We start from the raw sequence: 21,870 nt of genomic DNA on the forward strand, positions 1-21,870 counted from the left end.
GATGCTGAACATACGCACTGTCGCCGTGATTGGCAGCGGCACGATGGGCGCCGGCATTGCCGAAGTGGCGGCCAGCCACGGCCATCAGGTTCTGCTCTACGACATCTCCAGCGATGCGATTTCGCGCGCCATCGACGGGATCCGCCAGCGCCTGGCCTCCCGGGTGACGCGGGGAAAACTTTCCGCCGATGCCGGCAGCCAGATCCTTGCCAGGCTGCTTCCGGCCGCGGATATCAACGCGCTTGCTGCGGCCGATCTGGTGATTGAAGCGGCCGCCGAGCGGCTGGACGTCAAAAAGGCGCTGTTCGCGCAGCTGGCTGAGATCTGCCCGCCGCAGACGGTGCTGACCAGCAATACCTCTTCCATTTCCATTACCGCGATTGCGGCGGACGTGCACCACCCGGAGCGCGTTGCGGGGCTGCACTTCTTTAACCCGGCGCCGGTGATGAAGCTGGTGGAAGTGGTGAGCGGGCTGGCAACCTCACCGGAAGTGGCCGACGCGCTGTGCGAGCTGGCGCTGAACTGGGGGAAACAGCCCGTTCGCTGCCAGTCCACGCCGGGGTTCATCGTCAACCGCGTTGCGCGTCCGTTCTATTCCGAAGCCTGGCGCGCGCTGGAAGAGCAGGTGGCTGCGCCGGAAGTCATTGACGCCGCCCTGCGCGAAGGCGGCGGCTTCCCGATGGGGCCGCTGGAGCTGACCGACATGATTGGTCAGGACGTTAACTTTGCGGTGACCTGCTCAGTATTTAACGCCTTCTGGCAGGAGCGTCGTTTTCTGCCCTCGCTGGTGCAGCAGGAGCTGGTGCTGGCAGGACGGCTGGGCAAAAAGAGCGGGAAGGGCGTTTACGACTGGCAGAGTGGCAAACCCGACGTGCAGTGGGTCAAGGCGGTGAATGACAGCTACAGCCCGATGCGCGTGGAAAAAAGACGTGACGGTGTCACCGAAGTTGATGACGTGTTTCTGGTTGAAACGCAGGGGGAAACCGCTCAGGCGCTGGCGCTGCGGCTCAACGGTCCGGTGGTGGTGGTCGACCGCATTGAACACGATGTGGCGGTGATTGCCGCGGCCGCCAGTAACCCGCATACCGCGACGCAAAAAGCCATCCGCTACCTGCAACAGCAGGGTAACCGGGTGGTGCAAATTGCCGATTATCCCGGCCTGCTGATCTGGCGCACGGTGGCGATGATTGCCAACGAAGCGCTGGATGCCCTGCAAAAAGGGGTCGCCAGCGAGAAGGATATTGATACCGCCATGCGCCTCGGCGTGAACTACCCGAGCGGCCCGATTGGCTGGGGCGAGCGTCTGGGCTGGCAGCGCCTGCTGACCCTGCTGGAGAACCTGCAGCGCCATTACGGCGAAGAACGCTATCGCCCCTGTTCACTGCTGCGCCAGCGCGCGCTTCTGGAGAGTAGCTATGAGTCATAACGCCTGGCATAACGCCCGCGTCATGTACGAACGGGACGCCTGCGCGCAGGCGCTGGGGATGGACATCGTCGACATGGACGACGGCTACGCGGTGGTGACCATGACCATCACCCCGCAGATGCTTAACGGCCATAAAACCTGCCACGGTGGGCAGCTGTTTTCCCTGGCAGATACCGCCTTTGCCTACGCCTGCAACAGCCAGGGGCTGGCGGCGGTGGCCTCAGGCTGCTCGATTGATTTTCTGCGTCCGGGCTTTGCCGGTGACACGCTTACCGCCACCGCGCGGGTGATGCATCAGGGCAAGCTGACCGGCGTGTACGACATTGAAATCCAGAACCAACAACAGAAAACCGTCGCCCTTTTTCGCGGGAAATCTCACCGCATCGGCGGCAGCGTGACAGGAGAGGCAAATGCGTGACGCATTTATTTGTGATGGCGTTCGGACGCCGGTGGGGCGCTACGGCGGCGCGCTTTCTGCGGTCAGAACCGACGATCTCGGCGCCGTGCCGCTGCGCGCGCTGCTGGCCCGCTATCCGCAACTCGACCTCGAGCGGGTTGACGACGTGATTTACGGCTGCGCCAACCAGGCGGGGGAAGATAACCGCAACGTGGCGCGCATGTCGGCGCTGCTAGCCGGGCTGCCGCAGACGGTCTCCGGGACCACCATTAACCGCCTGTGCGGGTCGGGGCTGGACGCGATTGGTTTTGCCGCACGCGCCATTAAGGCAGGCGACGGCGACCTGCTGATCGCGGGTGGCGTGGAGTCGATGTCCCGCGCGCCGTTTGTGATGGGCAAAGCCACCGCCGCGTTTCAGCGTCAGGCGGAAATCTTTGATACCACCATCGGCTGGCGATTTGTGAATCCGCTCATGCATCAGCAATTCGGAACTGACACTATGCCGGAAACGGCAGAGAATGTAGCTGAATTGTTAAATCTCAGCCGAGCCGATCAGGACGCGTTCGCGCTGCGCAGCCAGCAGCGTACCGCTCGGGCGCAGCAGAACGGCATTCTGGCGCAGGAGATCGTGCCGGTGCAGGTGCCGGGTAAAAAGGGCGCGGTCACAGAGTTCAGCGTGGATGAACACCCGCGCGCGGACACCACGCTCGAGCAGCTCGCCGGGCTTAAAACGCCGTTCCGCAAGAACGGGGTGGTCACGGCGGGAAATGCCTCCGGCGTCAATGACGGCGCCGCGGCGCTGCTCATCGCCAGTGAGAAGATGGCACTGGCACAGGGGTTAATCCCGCGCACGCGGATCGTGGCGATGGCAACGGCAGGCGTGGAGCCACGTCTGATGGGGCTCGGCCCGGTACCCGCCACGCGTAAGGTGCTGGAGCGCGCCGGACTTAGTATTAACGATATGGACGTGATTGAGCTTAACGAAGCGTTCGCCGCGCAGGCGCTGGGCGTGCTGCGTCAGCTGGGGCTGCCGGATGATGCCGCACACGTCAACCCGAACGGGGGCGCGATTGCGCTGGGCCACCCGCTGGGGATGAGCGGTGCCAGGCTTGCGCTGGCCGCGAGCAATGAACTGCACCGACGCGGCGGGCGCTACGCGCTGTGTACGATGTGCATCGGTGTGGGTCAGGGCATTGCCATGATCCTTGAGCGTGTTTGAGCATAAAAACAATGTGAGTACCCTACAATGACAAATACAACAAAGCTTGATCCGATTGAAACGGCCTCCCTTGACGAGTTACAGGCGCTGCAAACCGAGCGTCTGAAATGGACGCTGCACCACGCCTATAACAACGTGCCGATGTACAAACGCAAGTTTGACGCCGCGGGCGTTCATCCTGACGATTTCAAAGAGCTGGCGGATATCCGTAAATTCCCGTGCACCACTAAGCAGGACCTGCGGGATAACTATCCGTTCGATACCTTTGCCGTGCCGATGGAGCAGGTGGTGCGCATTCACGCGTCATCCGGCACCACTGGCAAACCGACCGTCGTTGGCTACACGCAGGGCGACATCGACAACTGGGCCAACCTGGTGGCCCGCTCTCTGCGCGCCGCAGGCGGCAGCGCGAAGGACAAAATTCACGTGGCGTATGGCTATGGCCTGTTTACCGGCGGGCTGGGGGCGCACTACGGCGCCGAGCGTTTAGGGGCGACGGTGATCCCGATGTCCGGCGGCCAGACGGAGAAACAGGCCCAGCTGATCCGTGATTTCCAGCCGGACATGATCATGGTGACGCCATCCTACTGCCTTAACCTGATTGAAGAGCTTGAGCGCCAGATGGGCGGCGATGCCAGCGGCTGTTCCCTGCGCGTGGGCGTCTTCGGCGCCGAACCGTGGACGCAGGCCATGCGTCGCGAAATCGAAAAACGCCTGGGCATTACGGCGCTGGACATCTATGGCCTTTCCGAAGTGATGGGGCCGGGCGTGGCGATGGAGTGTATCGAAACCGTCGACGGCCCAACCATCTGGGAAGACCACTTCTACCCGGAGATCGTCAACCCGAACGACGGCACGCCGCTGGATGACGGTCAGCAGGGGGAACTGCTGTTCACCACGCTGACCAAAGAGGCGCTGCCGGTGATCCGCTACCGCACCCGCGACCTGACGCGTCTGCTGCCGGCGACCGCACGCAGTATGCGCCGTATGGACCGCATCAGCGGTCGCAGTGACGATATGCTGATCATCCGCGGGGTCAACGTCTTCCCGTCGCAGCTGGAAGAGGAGATCGTGAAGTTCGAACATCTCTCTCCGCACTACCAGCTGGAGGTGAACCGCCGCGGCCATCTTGATTCACTTTCCGTGAAGGTGGAGCTGAAAGAGAGCAGCCTGACGCTGACCCACGAGCAGCGCTGTCAGGTGTGCCACCAGCTGCGCCACCGGATCAAATCGATGGTCGGGATTTCCACCGACGTGACGATCGTCAACTGCGGCAGCATCCCGCGCTCGGAGGGGAAAGCCTGCCGGGTGTTTGATTTGCGTAAAGTGGCAGCCAACGGTTGAATTTCCCTCACCCCAGCCCTCTCCCAAAGGGAGAGGGTGTATTGAGTTCCCTCTCCCTGTGGGAGAGGGTTAGGGTGAGGGTACACCCCAGAATCGTATGCTATGATTCATCCAGGACAAAAATAACAACAGAATGAATCACATGAATAAACTCGATGCCTTTATCCAGCACGCGGTCAGCTCCGTTCCCGTCAGCGGGACTTCGCTTATCTCCTCGTTATACGGTGACGCGCTTTCCCATCGCGGCGGTGAGATTTGGCTCGGCAGCCTGGCGGCCCTGCTGGAAGGCATGGGGTTTGGTGAACGCTTCGTGCGTACCGCGCTGTTTCGCCTCAACAAAGAGGGCTGGCTGGACGTCTCGCGCATCGGGCGGCGCAGCTTTTACCGCCTGAGCGATAAAGGCCTGCGCCTGACGCGTCGCGCGGAAAACAAGATCTACCGCGCGGAACTGCCCGCCTGGGACGGCAAATGGTTACTGCTGCTCTCCGAGGGGCTGGATAAAAACACCCTTGCCGACGTTAAAAAACAGCTTATCTGGCAGGGGTTTGGCACGCTGGCGCCGAGCCTGATGGCCTCGCCGTCGCAGCATCTGGCGGACGTGCAGTCTCTGCTTCACGATGCCGGCGTGGCGGAAAACGTGATTTTCTTTGAAGCCCACTCGCCGCTGGCGCTCTCCCGCGCCGCACTGCGCTCACGGGTAGAAGAGTGCTGGCAGCTGACCGAGCAAAACGCGATGTACGAGACGTTTATCAGCTCGTTCCGCCCGCTGCTGCCGCTGCTGAAAGAGGCCGCGCCGGAGGAACTGACGCCGGAACGCTGCTTCCAGATCCAGCTGTTACTGATTCACTTTTATCGTCGCGTGGTGTTGAAAGACCCGCTGCTGCCGGAAGAGTTACTGCCTGCGCACTGGGCGGGACAAAGCGCGCGACAGCTCTGCATCAATATTTATCAGCGTGTGGCACCGGGGGCGCTGGCGTTTGTCAGCGAGAAGGGCGAAACCTCCGTCGGCGAACTGCCCGTGCCCGGCACGCTCTACTATCAACGCTTTGGTGGTCTTACGAGCGCATAAGGAGTGAAGATGCCTGTTTATCAAATTGACGGCCTGACGCCAGTGGTGCCGGACGAGAGCTATGTTCACCCAACGGCGGTGCTGATTGGCGACGTGATTCTGGGCAAAGGCGTGTATATCGGCCCGAATGCCAGCCTGCGCGGAGACTTTGGTCGTATCGTGGTGAAAGACGGTGCGAACATTCAGGATAACTGCGTGATGCACGGTTTCCCGGAGCAGGACACGGTGGTGGAAGAGGACGGGCATATCGGCCACAGTGCCATTCTCCACGGCTGCGTGATCCGTCGCAATGCGCTGGTGGGCATGAACGCGGTGGTGATGGACGGGGCCGTCATCGGTGAAAACAGCATCGTCGGCGCGGCGGCGTTCGTGAAGGCGAAAGCGGAAATGCCCGCCAACCATTTGATTATCGGCAGCCCGGCCAAAGCGATCCGCGAGCTGAGCGAGCAGGAGCTGGCCTGGAAACAGCAGGGCACGCGGGAGTATCAGGTGCTGGTCGAACGCTGCAAGCTGACGATGCATCAGGTGGAGCCGCTGCGCGAGGTTGAGCCTGAGCGGAAACGGCTGACGTTTGACGAGAATTTACGGCCGAAGTCGGCGGTGTAGGGTGGAAGGTCCGCTTCGCGGGTGAAGCGGATGCTGCCTTAGAATGATTGTCGTTTTGTAAACACTGACAGAATTTAATGAGGGCAATCAGTATGCTCCTGGAGAAGCTTATCAGGCTCGAATGTTCTCTCCATGGCAATAAGCGGAAAGACAGGGTATGGCTTGAACAGATACTTCATAAAGAATTTAGAGAAATAACACGTTCAGGTGTGTTAGTTGATCGTGCAGAGGCAATAGAAAGCCTTTCTGCTGAAATAAATGCACCGACCATTCTCAGTAGCGATTTTCAACTCACCAGCGTAAGCGAAAATTTCGCCATATTGCATTACAAGACTTTTAATCCAGATGGCAGTCGTGCTGCTCTTCGTTCTTCATGTTGGGGGCGTTATGATGATGACCAGTGGAAACTAGTTTTTCATCAGGGCACACCCGAGTCGAATGAGAGTTAGATGCAAAATCAAAGTATGACGCTGCTAAATTAAGCATTAAAGTTAAACCAAGGTATAAATACGCCATGTTCCGAATTCAGAGGGGCAGAAAGCTAATTTTTTAGCGCCCGATGGGTTGAGGATATTCAAAACATCATCGCTACTGAAGGTGGCGTCGCAAACGGGTATCTCTCTGATTTAGCTCAGCCCGAATCCATTTCTCTGTTTTCTTCACAGCTCTTCAATTTAGACGGGGCCATATATGACTAGCTTTTACCAACTTACAGCGACCAGCCTTGATGGTCGACCGATCCCTATGGCCGACTACGCGGGTAAAGTGGTTTTGGTCGTGAATACCGCCAGCCAATGCGGCTTCACGCCTCAGTACGCCGGGCTTGAAGCGCTATACAAGAAATACGCGGCTCAAGGGCTGGTGGTGCTTGGCTTCCCCTGCAACCAGTTCGGTAAGCAGGAACCCGGTGGTGCCGATGATATCTCAAAAACCTGTTACATCAACTACGGCGTCAGTTTCCCGATGTTCGAGAAAGTAGAGGTAAATGGAACTGAAGCGCACCCGCTGTTTCGTTATCTGAAAAACGAACTGCCCGGCGTGCTGGGCGGGCGTATTAAGTGGAACTTTACGAAGTTCCTGATCGGACGCAGCGGGGAACCTCTCAAGCGCTTTGCACCGATGACAAAGCCCGAGAAAATGGAAGCAGCGATTCTGGCTGCCCTGGAAAGCTAAGCGTCTTCGATTGGAGCGGGCCTGATGGCCTTTCTTTAGTCTGTTTTTCGCCTTGTTTTCCCCGATTTGTTATATAGCGAAAGAGAATTTATATGGCATAAATGCTCCATACGAATATCAACGGAAACGACCGTATGTCGCTTTATGACCTTAAGACTGAAGCAGATGCATTAAATGAGGCCTGGCGCTCTCATGTACTAGGCCGCGTTGGGGAAACAAATCTCAAAATTCTGCGAATGGATGAGCGCTCGGTCACTGAAGAGGTGCATGAGTACGACGAGGGATTACTGGTCATTGACGGTCGTCTGGAAATGAGTGTTAACGGCAAAAAAATCTCTGTAAGCTCGGGCGAGCTTTATATAGCCAAAGCGGGCGTGCCTCATACGGTGGAAATCGGCAGCTTTGGCACACTGGTTATCATCGATTTACCCGAAACCGAAATTTCAGACTGCTGACACAGTGCAATTTGTGGGTTTCGCCCGGTGTGAAATGTAGGCCGGGTAAGCGCAGCGCCACCCGGCAAAAATGTTGATGGCAGGGTTTGTCATCAATCTCAGGCCCCGTAAGGGGCCTGGTCTGTTTTAACGTCTGAATTAGAAGCGATATTGCAGACCCGCTGTAATGGTATAGTTGTGGTTAGAAATTCCCGCAGCGTCCCCGCCAATAGAGCCGGACTGCCCGGTATTGGTATCAATAATCTGCGTACCGCCTTTACCTTCTTCGTAACTGCTATAGGTAAATTCAGCAAAAACTTTGGCGTGCGGCGTCACGTAATATCCGGCATCAACGGATGCGCCATAATAGCGGGAATCAGAAGTCTTCTCGCGGAAGGTCAGATCGCGCATATAGTGCTCGTCGTTATCATGCGCGCGAACCCAGTCACTGAATTTGAACAGGGCGTTAAATTCAAAGTCATTAAAGCGGTACTGTCCTGCCAGGCCAATATACGGCATAGAGAAGCGCTGGCTATAACCAATGCCGCGTTCGCCTGCCGGGAAATTCCCCTGATAGGCGCCGTTGTCGTAATTGTAAGAACCACCGGTCGCCGTCCAGCTGAAGCGGGTTTCCTGATAACCTGCGGTGATGCCCGCTTTATAATTATCGCCCTGGAAGATCCAGCCTTTTACGTTGAGATCGTATTCATTGGCATAGTTCACGTTGGTCGCAGGATGGCTTGAATGGTCTGTCCAGGAGGATTGTTTGGCATTCATCCAGTCATAGTCATCCATGTGACCTGAGCCTGATGCCAGAGAGGTCCAGCCGCGGGCGTTCAGCGTCAAGAATGAGTACGCGTCCCAGGAAATATCGCCTTTCAGAATAGCGACATTTTTTATTTTCCAGTCCAGCTGGCTAACTTTTCTTCCTGTGACTTCGTCATAAACCATCTCGTGAGATTTTCCGCTCAGCATCCCGGCGGACGCTGAAACCGTGAAGCTTTCCGGTGAAAAATCCGGTGTGACTTGTGAGGTACCTGCATATACCGCCCCTGAAAACGCGGCCATCATCATTCCCGCAACAATATTTCTTGTCATTTTTATTTCCCTAAAACAAATTAATCAATGAGTTGCAGGGAAATGTTAAAAGCCACACAAATAAGAATCAACTGCCAGTTTTGGTAATTTTTTTATAATTTGACGTAAGGGGCGATATTTAACTTTGGGCCGCCTGAAGGAGGTGGCCGATAATATTTAAATCATTACCGGCTCGGTGCAAAATAGCAGTCAGTTGACTCACTGTAACCGGCGCCACAATAAATTCCGTTTACCCGCGCAGCCACGGCGTGATTGTCAGGCCGGTCAGCAGGCCCTCCGGGCTGAGCAGGCGAGTAACGGTCTGTCCCCACGGTTCGATGCGGTTGTGCACCAGCAGGCGATAGCCTTTTTCGCTCAGAATGCGGGTAGCGGAATCCAGGTCCTGCACCTCGTATTCAATCCATCCCTGCGGTATCGGGTATTCAGAGGGCCAGTGCGCTTCGCCAAAACAGGAGGTTGCCGCCTGTGAGAGCGGCCAGACGGCAAAATGCTTCGCGCCCGGCAACTGGCTCTCTTCAGTGAGCAGATAGTCGGCATTTCCTTCCATCGGCTTCAGCGGCAAACCGAGCGTCTGGACATAAAACGCGGTGCTGGCGTCGATGCTTTGCGAAATAGGCCCGAAGCCGGCGATAAATAAGACATCAATTCCCGGTAACGTCTGCGACATATCCACTCCTTAATTGGCTGGAAAATTTATAGTACGGCTCTCAAATCGGGTACCGCATTCACCGCGGTTGCGCTTTCACGACGGGTTTAAACTTCAGCGCGATGACGATCAGCAGGATAACACCCGCGCTCATGACCAGCCATGCGCTGGTTAGTGAAACAGCGCTGTCGCGAACAATCCCCGCAATTAACGGCATTAGCGCAGCAATCATATATCCCCCTCCCTGAACGTTAGACAATAGCTTCCCGGCCTGCGCGGGCGTGCGGGCGTGATCGAAGGTGACGATGAGCGACAGCGGGAAGAGGGCGCCGATCCCTGTGCCAAGCAGCAGTGTTGATAACACCGGCGTGGTGCCCGGCGCAAAGACCAGACACAGTAATCCTGCCAGCAGCAGCAACAGGACCGTAATCAGCGGAACGCGGCGGTCGGGGAATTTACCAATCAGCGCGGAGACGGCAAACCCTGCGACCACCTCGGTTAACGTCAGCCAGGCCAGCATATAGCCGCTGCTGCGTGCGGACCATCCCGCCTGAATATAGAGCGGAGGCAGCCAGGCGAGCACCAGCGTATAGGCTCCCGTCCCGACGCCGAAAAAGAGCAGCAGTAACCCTGTCCGGGAGGCGGTGAGCGTAACGGCTTCGCGGGCCGTATTTTCACTTTGCGAACGCGTTACGAGGGCCAGCCACAGCATCAGCGCAAGCAGTGCCAACAGGCCTGCCATGGCCAGCGCCGGTTTCAGCGTCAGCCACGAAAACAACGGTTCGGCGCTGGCGGCGGCTAGTGCCGCACCCGCCATAATGCCCGTGCTGAACAGCGACATGACCGTGCTGGCCGTTTGGGCATACTCTTTTTTAATCAGGGCGGGCATTAACGCCTGGATCGTGCCGATGCTTGCCCCGCCCAGTAACGCGGTGCCCATCAACCCCGCCAGCGAAGCGCTCAACCCGCGTAATAAACAGGCCACCAGCAGGATGAAAAGACCGATCGCGATCCCCCGGACGGCACCGACTCTGGCTAACAGCCAGGGGCCGCACAGGGCGGCCAGACCCATCATCGCGACCGGCAGGGTGGTCAGCAGGCTGAATTGTGTGGCCGTCAGTCCCGCTTCGCGCTGGAGCACGGAAAAAAGCGGCCCGACAGATGCCAGAATGGGGCGCAGGTTCAACCCGACGATAAACGCGATAAGGGCGAAGAGTACTGGAGACGTGCGTTTCAACATGGAATCCTTTTCGGTTGTGAATAGCCCGGGCAAATCGCCGCGAGCATTTATCTTAACGTTAAGATAAAATGTATTTTTGTGTAAGATGTACCGCACAACACGATAAATTCCCACGCCATCAGGGGTGAAAATGAAAGACCATGTAGACTTCGTCGTCGACCAGTGGAGCCGCGCCATGCCTGAACTGGACGCCTCGTCGATGAAAATCTTTGGCCGAATGCTCAGGCTAATGAAGCATCTGGGGAAAAAACGCGCGCAGGCCATGGCGCCGTTTGGCTTTCGCGAGGGCGAATTTGACGTACTCGCCACGCTGCGTCGCGCCGGAGAGCCGTACTGTCTTTCGCCCACGCAGCTGTATAAATCGCTGCTGATCACCTCCGGGGCGATGACGAACCGGCTCACGCACCTCGAACAACAGGGGCTTATCCGGCGAGTTGCCGATCCCGATGACAAGCGCAGCACCCTCGTAAGCCTGACGTCCCTCGGGCTGGAGCGTATCGAACAGGCGCTGCTCGTTCATACCCAAACGCAAAATGCGCTGCTGAGAAACTTATCTGACGCACAGCGCTCGCAGCTTGAGTCCCTGCTCAGGGAGTTACTGCTGGCGTTCCCGCCCGAGGACGAGGTGGATACGTCGCCGGGTACCGATAAAACCACAGCATGAATAAACCTCACCGAAAGGGAAATTATGTCCTTACCTCCACTGTATGCCCTGCGCGCGTTTGAAGTTGCCGCGCGGTTGAACTCCTTCAGCAAGGCCGCTGAAGCGCTCAACATCACGCCGGGGGCGGTCAGCAGACATGTCCGGACGCTTGAAATGTGGTTCGACTGTGAGCTCTTTAAGCGGCAAGGCCCGAGAGTCGAGGTCAGTGATGCCGGGCGCATTCTGGCCGGTCATCTTAGCGAAAGCTTCACCAGCATCGAGTGGGCCTGCCGCGCATTCAAAAGTGAAAATCACCTTCTGCGTCTTAAGGCACCCAGCACCCTGACGATGCGATGGCTTCTGAACGTTCTCAAATCCTTTCGCGAGAACCATGCGAAACCCAAAATCGAAATTGCCAGCGTCTGGATGGACTTCGACACGGTTGACTTCAGCCGTGAGCCTTACGATTGCGCGATCCTCCTCGGTAATGGCTATTTTGGCGAAGCAACAGAGAGCCAGCTGCTTTTCAGTGAATGGCTTGTTCCGGTTTGCACCCCATCCTTGCTTGAATCAGCCCGGCAGCATCTTCCGCAGTGCGATCTTATTCATCCCTCCCCGGACCGACGTGACTGGCGCCGCTGGCTGAAAAGGACGGGGTTATTCCCGGGGCTCGACGTAAGCGGCGGAATAGTGTTCGACACCCTGGAGCAGGGAAGCCTGGCCGCCATGAACGGACACGGCGTCGCGATGGCGGACCTTCGTCTCACGCTGGAAGCCCTGAAAAGTGGCTTGCTCGCATTGCCCTTCAGGGAAGCCATCGCCACGGGAGACGGCTACTATCTTGTCTGGCCGAAAAATTCGCTCCGAGCGCAGAGTATTGAACGGCTGCTGAACTGGCTTAACCTTAACTCGCCGGTTGTTCCCGCCCTGGATATCGTCTGTCTTGAATACGATGAAAAACGGCTTTAACAATATCAATGCAGGATATTCCTTACCGGATGTCCTGCATATTAAATGTATTTACGCGTAGGGAATGTTTGCCATTTTTCTATATCTTTCCGGCAGGGCGCTATTCAGGTTGAGTAATTTATCGAGAATATACAGCGCAGGCGTTCCCTTGGTGCGTTCGGCATCGATCAGCGCTGAACGTAACAGATTAGCAGCCGAGGTCATTTTACGGAAATACTCCTCTGATTCCGGCGTCTGCACTTCGCCTGATGCTGCGTAACGTACCCGGGGCCAGTCCGCGAAGTCAAGCAGTGGGAGGATCCCGTCATCTTTTGGTAAATGCGCTGCCAGCAGCTCTTCGGCGTTGCCTGGATTGCCCTGAGCGAAAGAGAGCAGATGCAGCCGATGGATAAAGGGTGACAGTGCTTCTGAGCTCTCTTTTTCTGCTGAAAGAATCTTTATTATTTCATGTAAACTTTCACCGGTACTGCTTTTATGTGCCGCGATAATTTTCGTCACACGGAATAAAACATCGAGTGTCATAGGTGCTCCATACAGGCTTGGTATTCATTATTTTTAGACGTGATAAATATATCCCAGGGATGTGCGGATGGTATTTCAAGACCAACGTGTTTGAAAAACGATAAATAGTGAGAATTAGTGTGAGTTTTACTCAACATCTCGTTGTTAACATGACGCTATACTTACGATCAGAAACCGAATATGTCGTATGAGGATGATATGTCTACCGGGAACTTATCCAGAATGGGCGAAGCAGAGGTTCGCCTTTTTGCGAATCAACAGGGCAAGCAGATAATAGAAAAATGCCCTGTTAGTGATGTTGAATACTGCTTTTATGAGCGCGTGGCGGAACCCCTTCGCGGCGTTGTTGAATCTCCTCGACTGCTGCACGCCGATCCACACCGACGCAGTCTGTGGCTGGAATACGTTCCTCACAAGGTTTCCCAGGAGGAGGTCGCTGGTGATGAAATCTTGAGACGACTTTCTGCTCTTCACAATTATTCTGCCGATCCTGCATGGATTTATCATACCCACGGCTGGTCTGCTTCGGCGCTTGAAAAAGCCCTGTCTCTTTTAAAATTGCCGAACCGCGCTGCCCGGCAGATGCGGTGTTTTCAACAGGCAGGCAGCGTTTTGTTCAGCCAGGAATGTTTAATATCAGGGGATACCAATGCCGGTAACTGGGGCAAAAGAGAAAACGGCGATGTGATCCTTTTTGACTGGGAAAGGTTCGGTACGGGTAGTCCGGCTATCGACCTTGCCCCGCTGGTAAAAGGATTGGGCACAGGACAAAGCATTTTACAGCTTGCTGAACGCTACTGTTTTTTTGCCGGGCACTTAGTTGCAGATAGATTAGCCAGAGAAATCACACTCGCCAAAGCCTGGATTGTCACGGAAGTCGTATTATTGCTGAACGAAAGGAAAAAGCCTGATTTGAATCTCTACCTTAACTGGTACAGAGAATATCTTCCCGGCTGGCTGGAAGAGTCCGTCTCAATTCTTTGAAGCCTTATATCAGCCATAGTCCGATAACTCAGGCAGCGTTTTGTTTCACAAATGCCATGGCTCATCAACTGTTCCAAATGATATAACGTCTTGCGGCAATCGGATTGCCGTCAGCCGATCCTATTCATAAAGGTGTATATGAAACAAATTACTTTCAGTGACCTGCAGCAACAGAGCGAGCAGGCCGCAAATTCCCCTCGCTTACGCGCGCATCGTAATTTACATCCTGAACTGAGCGACCCGGTGCAGCGTCTGGCCATTGCGATGGAGCCCGGTACCTATGTTCGTCCCCATCGCCACCCGCACACGTTTGAACTGCTGACCGCGCTTAGCGGCCGCTTTCTGGTGCTGAATTTTGATGACAACGGTACCGTGACCCAGCGCGTTGTGTTAGGTGAAGAGTGCAGGGTGCTGGAGATGGACGCAGGGACCTGGCATGCCGTGCTGTCGCTTGATAAAGGCGGCGTTATTTTTGAGGTAAAACACGGCGGTTACCAGCCCGTGGCTGAGCACGATACCGCCCCATGGTCACCGGCGGAAAACGCGCCCGGCACCGCCGAGCTGATGAAATGGTACGCTCAGGCGCAGGTGGGTGACGGTGGTTTTACCCTGTAGAGATACCCTCCGGTGCCCGGCGCGCGTAAAGGCGAGCCGGGCAAGATAGACAAGATCCCGCTGACTCAACTGACCGTATTAAAATGCCAGTCACTGGCAGTCGACAGCGTCACGAATGGGCCTGCCAGCGTGCTGTTGTGATGAGTAATGATGTCATTGGCAGATAAATATTCATTATCAATTGTGGTATGTGCATCTGAAATCAATACCGTCCTGAAACCCAGTTCCGGTGCAATCCGACAAGTGGTATCGACACAAAACTCTGTCTTCATCCCGGCAATGACCAGCTGTTTGATGCCTCTCTGATTAAGTTCACGCTGCAATACGGTATCCCGAAAACAGCTGGGATAGCGCTTTGTGAAAACAACATCCACCTCACGCTTCACCTCCAGTTCGGGTAGCAGGCTTGTTAACGGACTCTTCTCTGAAAACGGAGAGTTATCAGGCCCGGTATGGCGGGCAAAAAAGACGGGCACCTGCGCGTGACGCGCTTTGGCTATTAACAAACGGATATTTGCCAGAACGGCATCGGCGGAACAGGGGGAAACCGGGTCATTGAACAGTCCCTGCTGCATGTCGATAACTAAGAGAGCATTGTCAGATGAAACCATTTTCTTTCTCCATTCAGAAGGTGATGAACGGAGACACATTTCCCCGTCCAGATTGGCGGGGATGAGGTTCTGTTTGTCAGTCGTTCGCTACAGATACGCCCACGCCGCCGAAGGTGTCGGTGGTGGTGAGGGGGGTTGTTGGCTGAACTGACTTAACCATGCAATGACCTTTGTTTATTTCGCTGTTAACGCAACTATCGTGTCCAGTTATAGCCCTGGTGAGAGATTCTCTTCAATACACCAACATCAGTAGGTGCAACGTGTTATTGCAAATTTAAAATGTCACATTTTCTTCTTTAGAGAACTGTCTTCAACTTTTTATTATGATGGTCAAGTATAAAAAGGGAGTTCCGTAACACAATGAAAAAACAGTTTATTGCGATTAAGTTTCAGAAAGCCTACTTCGGACTCTGACAACTATTGCAGTTGGCTACTACGGAGAAGATGAGATCATGTGCGTACGTTCAGCCAGTATTGATGACTATGAGGCGCTTTGCGCCATCGACTCAGTTGCCGCAGAGAGCATGGCGCGACGTGACCAAATTCGTTACTGGCTCGGGTCGGCGTGCTGTTGTGTTGCAGAGGTAAATAATCGGGTGGTCGCTTACGGCGTATTAACGCGCCATTTCTTTGACCAGCCTTTTATTGAGATGGTGATGGTAGGCGTAGAATATCGTAACCAGGGGTTAGGCACAGCAATTGTTAGACATTTCGAGTCAGCTTTCACCGACTCGAAATTGTTCGGTTCCGCCAACATGTCGAACAGGCAGATGCAGGAGTTGTTTGTCAGGTTGGGCTTCAGACCAAGCGGTTACATAGACAACCTTGATGAAGGTGACCCTGAAATCATTTTCTACCGCCCTGCCACCTGCACTCGTAGTGCTAAATGAAGGCCGGGATGTCTGCTCTATTTTATCAGAATGGCTCTGAATTCTTCCGGATTGGCTAATACGGGGTTGATGGCTCTCAGTGCACCAGAGCCAGCACATGAAGTTTAAAGGAGTCAGGCAGACAACAACAATGATTGCCGGGCCCGTGAGCCAGTGCTGCTGCGCCTGATTCACGGTAACGGTTGACAAGCCGCTGTACCTGCAGTTCAGTCAGTTCCAGATGAGCGGCTGCATCACGCCGTCTGAGCCGCTTTTCACAGACCGCCTGAATGACGTTAACGCGATTAATTCTTTATCTGACACAGTCACCAGCATCCGGATGTCCTTGTTGCAGCGAAGGTTGTATCCTTATATGCCGCAAAAAGTGACATTATAATATTGGTGCTACACAACGTCAGCGTTGCGCCCGGATGATATAAAGTTCACTGGCTGATATTATTTAATATTGCCGAGGCTTTGCAGGAAATCCTCAACCTGCTCAGGCGTCGCCGTGTCTGCCTGGTAGAGGATATCGAGCTTAACGTTCTTCAACCCGCAGAAGCCAAATACCCCTTCGATTATCTGCGTTTGAATCGCCGTCGAATAGCCGTGTTTATCAAATCCGGTGAGATCGCTACCGCCAGTGGCAATCAGGCGAACGGGAACATCCCGTAAGTTGCCCACGATCCGGCCGTCGTCGGCCACCTTATACGCCCAGTTCAGGGTCAGTACGCGATCGAACCAGCCTTTCAACAGCGCGGGAACCGACCACCAGTACACCGGGAAGACAAACACCAGCATATCCGCACGCTCGACGCGCTGCTGCTCGCGTAGAATATCGTCGGGGAGGGCGCTGGCATCACCGTGATACAGATCCAGATCGGGGCGAGACATGGCCGGATTAAAGCCTTCGGCATGCAGGTCGGCAATTTCAACCTGCATACCTTGTTCGCGAAGCTTTCCGGCAATGCGATCTGCCAGTGAATGAGATAACGAATTTTCGACAGGGTGAGCCGTCACGATCAGCGCATTCTTGATGACGTTTGTAGCAGACATAGAAACCTCAACAGGGGAGTGAATTGACACCTATATTACTATTGGTAACTTAGGTGTCAATCCGCCTTCTACGATCATTTTGTGCTATTGGCGTAGGTCTCCAGCACGCCGGACATGGCGCCGCTGAGCATATCTTCCGCCACATTTCGGGCGAGCACGCCGTTACCCGCGGCGCTACTGAGCGCGTCCGCGGCACCAATGATGGCCGTCAGCACCGCTTCACCCTGAACACCTTTCAGCACGATAAAAGGAGAAAGCGCGGTGCGCAGGCAGTCGGCGCATTCGGCCACGCAGGCCTCCCGAAACGTCTGCAGCGCGCGGGAACCGGACAGCGCCGCGGCGATCGGCCCGGTTTCCGGCCCGGCGGTTATCGCGCAATCGATATAGGCAGCGCTGAAAAAGCGGATTGTCTTTTCCAGCGTTTTGCTGTCTACCGCCAGCGTCTCACGGAATTTCGCCAGCTGCCGATCGCTATAATCCTGGTACAGCGCCATCAGCAGCCCTTCGCGATCGCCGAAGTGATCGTAGGGAATAGGCTTTGTCACGTTGGCCCGTTCAGCCAGATAGCCCAGCGTCAGTGCCTCCGTGCCTTGCTGGCGGACAATTCCACGCGCAACTTCCAGCAGTTGCACGCGGCGGTCCTCTTTTCTTAAGCGCTTAACAACCATGCTTTCCTCAATATAGTTATCTACCGATGGTAGTTTACACGTTTTCCGTGGTGGGCTGCACGCGTTGTTCCACAGGGCGGATCCGGAACCAGATCGCATACATCGCGGGCAGGAAGACGAGCGTTATTATCGTCCCGCCCAGCGTTCCACCGATCAGCGTCCAGGCCAGCGTTCCCCAGAATACGGAATGCGTCAGGGGAATGAACGCCAGCACGGCGGCCATGGCGGTGAGTAATACCGGGCGCGCACGCTGGACCGTCGCCTCGACGACCGCCTGGAACGGATCGAGGCCGTCCTTCTGGTTATGATCGATTTGCCCGATCAGAATCAGCGTATTGCGCATAAGAATGCCTGAGAGGGCGATCAGGCCCACCAGGGCGTTGATGCCGAACGGCTGATTAAAGATCAGCAGGGTCGGCACCACGCCTATCAGCCCCAGCGGAGCAGTCAGGAACACCATTACCATCGCCGAAAGTGAACGCACCTGCAGAATGATGATCAGCAGCGTCAGGGCAATCATGATTGGGAACAGCGGCAACATGGCCTGCGTGGCTTTGCCCGATTCTTCAATCGACCCCGCCATGTCGATGCGGTAGCCGGCCGGCAACGCATCAACAATCGGCTGGAGCTGTTTCATGACGGCGGTCGACACGTCCGGCGGCTGAAGGGTGTCGGCGATATCGCCCCGCACGGTAATCGTTGGGGTGCGATCGCGACGGCGCAGAAGCGGGTCTTCCATGCCGATCTCAATTTTGCCGATCTGTGACAGCGGAACACGCTGTCCCGCATTACCCACAAGGGTGAAGCCCTCGATTTTTGCCGGATCGAGGCGGATATCGCCCGCCGCGCGGCCCATCACCTCTACCGAACGAATGTCTTCCCGCACGGCGGTAATCGGCACGCCCGATAACAGAAACTGGAGCTGCTGGGCGACGGCGCTGGAGGTTAAGCCGGTGGCCTGCAGGCGGTTCTGATCGAGGGTGAAATGTAAAACGGGCACCCGCGATCCCCAGTCGGTGTTAACGGTCCGCATCATCGGGCTTGCCTGGAGCACGGCTTTTACCTTATCCGCGATACCGCGCACGGTATCGACATCCGGTCCCGACACGCGCCAGGCAACCGGGAAGGGAGAGTAGGGGCCGAATACCAGCTGCGTCACCCGCACGCGCGCTTCGGGCGCAAGGCCGCTGGCGACGGCCTCTCTGAGCCTGAACTTCAGCGCCTCGCGAGACGTCTCGCTGTCCGTCAGGATCACGATTTTTGCAAATGAAGGGTCGGGCAGTTCGGGGGCCATCGCCAGATAAAAACGGGGTGAACCCTGACCAATATAGGCGGTAACGATTTTGGCTTCCGGCTGCTTGCTCAGCCAGGCTTCTATTTTTGCGCTGGCGGCGCTGGTCTGGGCAATCGAGGTGCCGTAGGGCATCTGTACCTCAACCAGCACTTCCGGGCGATCGGAGGTCGGAAAAAATTGTTTTTTCACCATCCCCATGCCGAGCACGGCCAGGATGAAGATGGCGACCACGGAGCCGGCCACCCGCCATTTTCTGGCGATAACGCGGCCAAGCAGCTGGCGAAAACGGTTGTAACGTGGCGTGTTATAGATGGCGGCATGGCCGCCTTTCACTTTCGGGATGTTCGGCAGGATCTTCACACCCAGATAAGGGGTGAACACCACGGCGACAAACCACGACGCAATCAGGGCGAGGCCGACAATCCAGAACATATTGCTGGTGTATTCCCCGGCGGTCGACTGGGCAAAACCATTCGGCATAAAGCCAATGGCCGTCACCAGAGTACCCGCCAGCATGGGCGCGGCGGTATGGCTCCAGGCGTAGGCTGAGGCTTTGATTCTGTCGTAACCTTCCTCCATCTTCACCACCATCATTTCGATGGCAATAATGGCATCATCAACCAGCAGGCCGAGGGCGAGGATCAGGGAGCCCAGCGTGACGCGGTCAAAGTTAATCCCCGCGGCCTCCATCACCACGAAGACGACAGCCAGCGTCAGCGGGACCGCCGCCGCGACCACCACGCCCACGCGCCAGCCCATGCTGACAAAACAGACCACCATCACCACGAGCAGGGCGACGAAGAATTTGATCATAAACTCATCGACCGACGAGCGGATATTCACGGACTGGTCGGTGACTTTGGTCAGGGTCATGCCGAGAGGCAGGGCATCATTAATTTTTGCCGTTTCCGCATCCAGCGCTTTACCCAGCGACAGGCCGTTCCACCCTTCACGCATCACGATGCCCAGCAGAAGGGCGGGCTCGTGCTGATTGCGTATCAGCATCGTCGGGGGATCTTCGTAGCCGCGTTCAACCGTTGCCACATCGGAGAGCTTGAGCGTTTTCCCCTGAGCAACAAATGGCGTATCGCGGATCTTCTGCAGTTCATCGAAAGCGCCGTCCAGGCGGATGAAAATCTGCGCGCCCCGGGTCTCAATGGCGCCCGCGGCGGTTAACGCGTTCTGGCTGTTAAGCGCACTGAAAATATCCTGCTGCGAGAGCCCCATCGTCGCCAGACGATCGTGCGAGAAGGAGATATAAATCCGTTCGGCCTGTTCGCCGATAATGTTCACTTTCTTCACGCCGGGCACGTGCAGAAGCTGCTGGCGCAGGCCTTCGGCATCGCGTACCAGCTGCCGCTGGGGCTCGCCTTTCGCCTTCAGGGCAAAAAGTGCAAAGGTAACATCCGCGAATTCGTCATTCATCATCGGGCCGATGACGCCTGCCGGAAGACGCTGGGACTCGTCTCCAAGCTTCTTACGCGCCTGGTAGAACTCGTCCTGCACTTCCGCGGGCGGCGTTTTGTCCTGCAATGACAGGGTGATAAAGGCCATGCCGGGGCGGGTATAGGTTTCCGTCCGGTCATACCATTTGAGTTCCTGCAGGCGCTTCTCCAGCGGTTCGGCAACCTGATCCTGAATTTCCTGCGCGGTGGCACCCGGCCAGACGGCGATCACCGTCATCTGCTTTACGGTGAAGGGCGGATCTTCCGCGCGTCCAAGCCCAAAAAAGGCGTAAATACCGGCAATCGTCACGAGAACGATCAGAAACAGCGTGACTGAACGCTCGCGAACGGCAAGTGCTGACAGGTTAAAGCGGCTTCCGCTCATGGCGTGTTCTCCGCGCGAGTGGCATCGCGTTGTACGGCAAGCCTGACGACTTCACCCTCGTGCAGAAGATGCGCGCCTAGCGCAACGATCTTCTCGCCGGGCTTCACGCCGCCCGTGACCTGCGCCGCAGCTTCACCCACGCTCAGCACGTTGACGGGTGTCCAGGCGACCTTTGCTGGCGGAGCGGAAATGCGCCAGACGCCGGGGCCTTTGCCCGCATCGTAGAGCGAGGCCAGCGGCACCTGCATGACCTGGCCCTGCGCTTTCGCGTCTGCAATGTTCAACGTGACGGTGGCCCCCAGCGGCGCGTTGGCCAGGGCGCCTTCCAGGACGTATCGTGCTTCAAAGGTGCGGGTAGCGGCGTCGGCTGAATCAGAGAGCTGGCGCAGCGTTGCGGTGACCGGGTGCTTTTCATTGCCATACAGCGTGGCCTGCGCCTCGCTGCCGACGGCAGGGCGCAAGGTCTCCGGGAACTGCACAAGCGCTTCGCGCTGTCCCGCTCTGGCAAGCCGGATCACCACCTGACCGGCGCTGACGACCTGGCCAGGCTCGGCGAGCGTTTCCATCACCACGCCGTCTGAATCCGCCAGCAGTACGGCGTAGCCTGTGGCGTTTTGCGCCACGTTAGCCTGCGCGCGGGCCGCGCTGAGCTCGGCCCTGGCCGTATCGGCCGCGGCTTTGATCTGGTCATACTCCGAGGCAGATACGGCGCCGGATGCCACAAGGCCGCGATAGCGCGCCTCATCGCTGGACGCTTTTCGCTCACGCGCCCGGGCGGCATCCACCGCGCGCTGCTGCGCCTGGGCCTGTAATTTGAGGTCAACCGGATCGAGGCGCAGCAACGGCTGGCCCTGCTTGACGGTCTGCCCGGTATCCACCAGGCGTTCGAGGATTTTGCCCTGAACCCTGAAGCCTAAATCGCTTTGCGTTCTGGCGACCACCACTCCCGTAAAGGCGCGGGCGGTATTGTTCGCAAGCTCGACGGAGGCGGATCTGACGAGCGGTGGCTGAGTGCGCGGATCGTCACTCGCGGAATTATCGCCGCACGCCACCAGGGCAAACGGCAGGAGACAAACGGCAACGCGGGCAGAAGTGAGCCTGAGCATGGGGAAACCTTATCGACGTAACAGGACGGTATCCGCATTCTCTGACTAGTG

General features: G+C 56.6%; 23 protein-coding genes and 1 pseudogene. 14 read left to right on the forward strand and 10 right to left on the reverse strand.

What is annotated here, in order from left to right:
- The first annotated feature begins 1 nt into the window (after position 1).
- The 9 genes from paaH (at position 2) to AC3WOK_RS04330 (ending at position 7,689) form a co-directional block, all read left to right on the forward strand.
- Positions 2-1,426, forward strand: a complete 1,425-nt coding sequence (gene paaH, locus AC3WOK_RS04290; RefSeq protein WP_492354008.1) for a 3-hydroxyacyl-CoA dehydrogenase PaaH — start codon at positions 2-4, stop codon at positions 1,424-1,426.
- Positions 1,416-1,844 carry a hydroxyphenylacetyl-CoA thioesterase PaaI gene (gene paaI, locus AC3WOK_RS04295; RefSeq protein WP_492354009.1) on the forward strand — a complete coding sequence of 143 codons (429 nt, stop codon included), beginning with the start codon at positions 1,416-1,418 and terminating at the stop codon, positions 1,842-1,844. Before paaH ends, paaI begins: the two co-directional genes overlap by 11 nt.
- The gene (gene pcaF, locus AC3WOK_RS04300) at positions 1,837-3,042 is read left to right on the forward strand and encodes a 3-oxoadipyl-CoA thiolase (RefSeq protein WP_492354010.1); all 1,206 of its coding nucleotides are present in this window, start codon (positions 1,837-1,839) and stop codon (positions 3,040-3,042) included. Before paaI ends, pcaF begins: the two co-directional genes overlap by 8 nt.
- A 27-nt stretch (positions 3,043-3,069) precedes the next feature.
- Positions 3,070-4,386, forward strand: a complete 1,317-nt coding sequence (paaK, locus tag AC3WOK_RS04305; RefSeq protein ID WP_047647866.1) for a phenylacetate--CoA ligase PaaK — start codon at positions 3,070-3,072, stop codon at positions 4,384-4,386.
- A gap of 133 nt (positions 4,387-4,519) precedes the next feature.
- Positions 4,520-5,455 carry a phenylacetic acid degradation operon negative regulatory protein PaaX gene (paaX, locus tag AC3WOK_RS04310; protein ID WP_025757961.1) on the forward strand — a complete coding sequence of 312 codons (936 nt, stop codon included), beginning with the start codon at positions 4,520-4,522 and terminating at the stop codon, positions 5,453-5,455.
- A gap of 9 nt (positions 5,456-5,464) precedes the next feature.
- Positions 5,465-6,061: a phenylacetic acid degradation protein PaaY gene (gene paaY / locus AC3WOK_RS04315; protein WP_348578444.1), complete on the forward strand. Its 597-nt coding sequence runs from the start codon at positions 5,465-5,467 to the stop codon at positions 6,059-6,061.
- A gap of 92 nt (positions 6,062-6,153) precedes the next feature.
- A complete protein-coding gene (locus AC3WOK_RS04320) occupies positions 6,154-6,510 on the forward strand; it encodes a nuclear transport factor 2 family protein (protein WP_492354011.1) in 357 nt (118 codons plus the stop codon).
- A gap of 241 nt (positions 6,511-6,751) precedes the next feature.
- On the forward strand, positions 6,752-7,234 hold the full coding sequence (locus AC3WOK_RS04325; protein WP_492354012.1) for a glutathione peroxidase: 483 nt from the start codon (positions 6,752-6,754) through the stop codon (positions 7,232-7,234).
- Between the two features lie 134 nt (positions 7,235-7,368).
- Positions 7,369-7,689, forward strand: coding sequence for a cupin domain-containing protein (locus AC3WOK_RS04330; protein WP_492354013.1), 321 nt, complete (start codon positions 7,369-7,371; stop codon positions 7,687-7,689).
- Positions 7,690-7,827: 138 nt separating this feature from the next.
- Here AC3WOK_RS04330 and AC3WOK_RS04335 read toward each other — a convergent pair whose 3' ends face one another.
- From AC3WOK_RS04335 to AC3WOK_RS04345, 3 genes are all read right to left on the reverse strand, one after another.
- Positions 7,828-8,766 carry an omptin family outer membrane protease gene (locus AC3WOK_RS04335; RefSeq protein WP_063956206.1) on the reverse strand — a complete coding sequence of 313 codons (939 nt, stop codon included), beginning with the start codon at positions 8,764-8,766 and terminating at the stop codon, positions 7,828-7,830.
- Positions 8,767-8,995: 229 nt separating this feature from the next.
- Positions 8,996-9,433 (reverse strand): VOC family protein, encoded by a 438-nt coding sequence (locus AC3WOK_RS04340; protein ID WP_059311369.1) that lies wholly within the window; start codon positions 9,431-9,433, stop codon positions 8,996-8,998.
- 58 nt (positions 9,434-9,491) lie between these two features.
- The gene (locus AC3WOK_RS04345; RefSeq protein ID WP_059311368.1) at positions 9,492-10,652 is read right to left on the reverse strand and encodes an MFS transporter; all 1,161 of its coding nucleotides are present in this window, start codon (positions 10,650-10,652) and stop codon (positions 9,492-9,494) included.
- 130 nt (positions 10,653-10,782) lie between these two features.
- Between AC3WOK_RS04345 and AC3WOK_RS04350 the strand changes: the two genes are divergently transcribed.
- Both AC3WOK_RS04350 and AC3WOK_RS04355 read left to right on the forward strand, forming a co-directional pair.
- Entirely contained in the window at positions 10,783-11,316 is a 534-nt protein-coding gene (locus AC3WOK_RS04350; protein WP_059311367.1) for a MarR family winged helix-turn-helix transcriptional regulator, read from the forward strand.
- A gap of 24 nt (positions 11,317-11,340) precedes the next feature.
- Positions 11,341-12,264, forward strand: coding sequence for a LysR substrate-binding domain-containing protein (locus AC3WOK_RS04355; protein ID WP_059311366.1), 924 nt, complete (start codon positions 11,341-11,343; stop codon positions 12,262-12,264).
- A 51-nt stretch (positions 12,265-12,315) separates the two neighbouring features.
- Here AC3WOK_RS04355 and AC3WOK_RS04360 read toward each other — a convergent pair whose 3' ends face one another.
- Positions 12,316-12,786, reverse strand: a complete 471-nt coding sequence (locus tag AC3WOK_RS04360; RefSeq protein ID WP_492354014.1) for a hypothetical protein — start codon at positions 12,784-12,786, stop codon at positions 12,316-12,318.
- Between the two features lie 198 nt (positions 12,787-12,984).
- Between AC3WOK_RS04360 and AC3WOK_RS04365 the strand changes: the two genes are divergently transcribed.
- Positions 12,985-13,770 carry a phosphotransferase gene (locus tag AC3WOK_RS04365; RefSeq protein ID WP_492354234.1) on the forward strand — a complete coding sequence of 262 codons (786 nt, stop codon included), beginning with the start codon at positions 12,985-12,987 and terminating at the stop codon, positions 13,768-13,770.
- Between the two features lie 138 nt (positions 13,771-13,908).
- Positions 13,909-14,385 (forward strand): WbuC family cupin fold metalloprotein, encoded by a 477-nt coding sequence (locus AC3WOK_RS04370; RefSeq protein WP_059311363.1) that lies wholly within the window; start codon positions 13,909-13,911, stop codon positions 14,383-14,385.
- 65 nt (positions 14,386-14,450) lie between these two features.
- Here the strand turns inward: AC3WOK_RS04370 and AC3WOK_RS04375 are convergent, their stop codons facing one another.
- The gene (locus AC3WOK_RS04375; protein WP_059311362.1) at positions 14,451-14,996 is read right to left on the reverse strand and encodes a cysteine hydrolase family protein; all 546 of its coding nucleotides are present in this window, start codon (positions 14,994-14,996) and stop codon (positions 14,451-14,453) included.
- 452 nt (positions 14,997-15,448) lie between these two features.
- Between AC3WOK_RS04375 and AC3WOK_RS04380 the strand changes: the two genes are divergently transcribed.
- Complete coding sequence (locus tag AC3WOK_RS04380; RefSeq protein ID WP_447855574.1) at positions 15,449-15,886, forward strand: GNAT family N-acetyltransferase; 438 nt, start codon at positions 15,449-15,451, stop codon at positions 15,884-15,886.
- Positions 15,887-15,968: 82 nt separating this feature from the next.
- Here the strand turns inward: AC3WOK_RS04380 and AC3WOK_RS04385 are convergent.
- From AC3WOK_RS04385 to AC3WOK_RS04405, 5 genes and pseudogenes are all read right to left on the reverse strand, one after another.
- A pseudogene (locus AC3WOK_RS04385) lies at positions 15,969-16,175 on the reverse strand (helix-turn-helix domain-containing protein); the annotation flags it as partial.
- Positions 16,176-16,321: 146 nt separating this feature from the next.
- Positions 16,322-16,921 (reverse strand): NAD(P)H-dependent oxidoreductase, encoded by a 600-nt coding sequence (locus AC3WOK_RS04390; protein WP_059311360.1) that lies wholly within the window; start codon positions 16,919-16,921, stop codon positions 16,322-16,324.
- Between the two features lie 74 nt (positions 16,922-16,995).
- Positions 16,996-17,589 (reverse strand): TetR/AcrR family transcriptional regulator, encoded by a 594-nt coding sequence (locus tag AC3WOK_RS04395; RefSeq protein WP_059311359.1) that lies wholly within the window; start codon positions 17,587-17,589, stop codon positions 16,996-16,998.
- Positions 17,590-17,623: 34 nt separating this feature from the next.
- Complete coding sequence (locus AC3WOK_RS04400) at positions 17,624-20,713, reverse strand: efflux RND transporter permease subunit (protein WP_492354015.1); 3,090 nt, start codon at positions 20,711-20,713, stop codon at positions 17,624-17,626.
- Entirely contained in the window at positions 20,710-21,819 is a 1,110-nt protein-coding gene (locus AC3WOK_RS04405) for an efflux RND transporter periplasmic adaptor subunit (RefSeq protein WP_492354016.1), read from the reverse strand. Before AC3WOK_RS04405 ends, AC3WOK_RS04400 begins: the two co-directional genes overlap by 4 nt.
- Positions 21,820-21,870 lie beyond the last annotated feature (51 nt).

Source organism: Enterobacter sp. FW301-JW81, assembly GCF_058788735.1.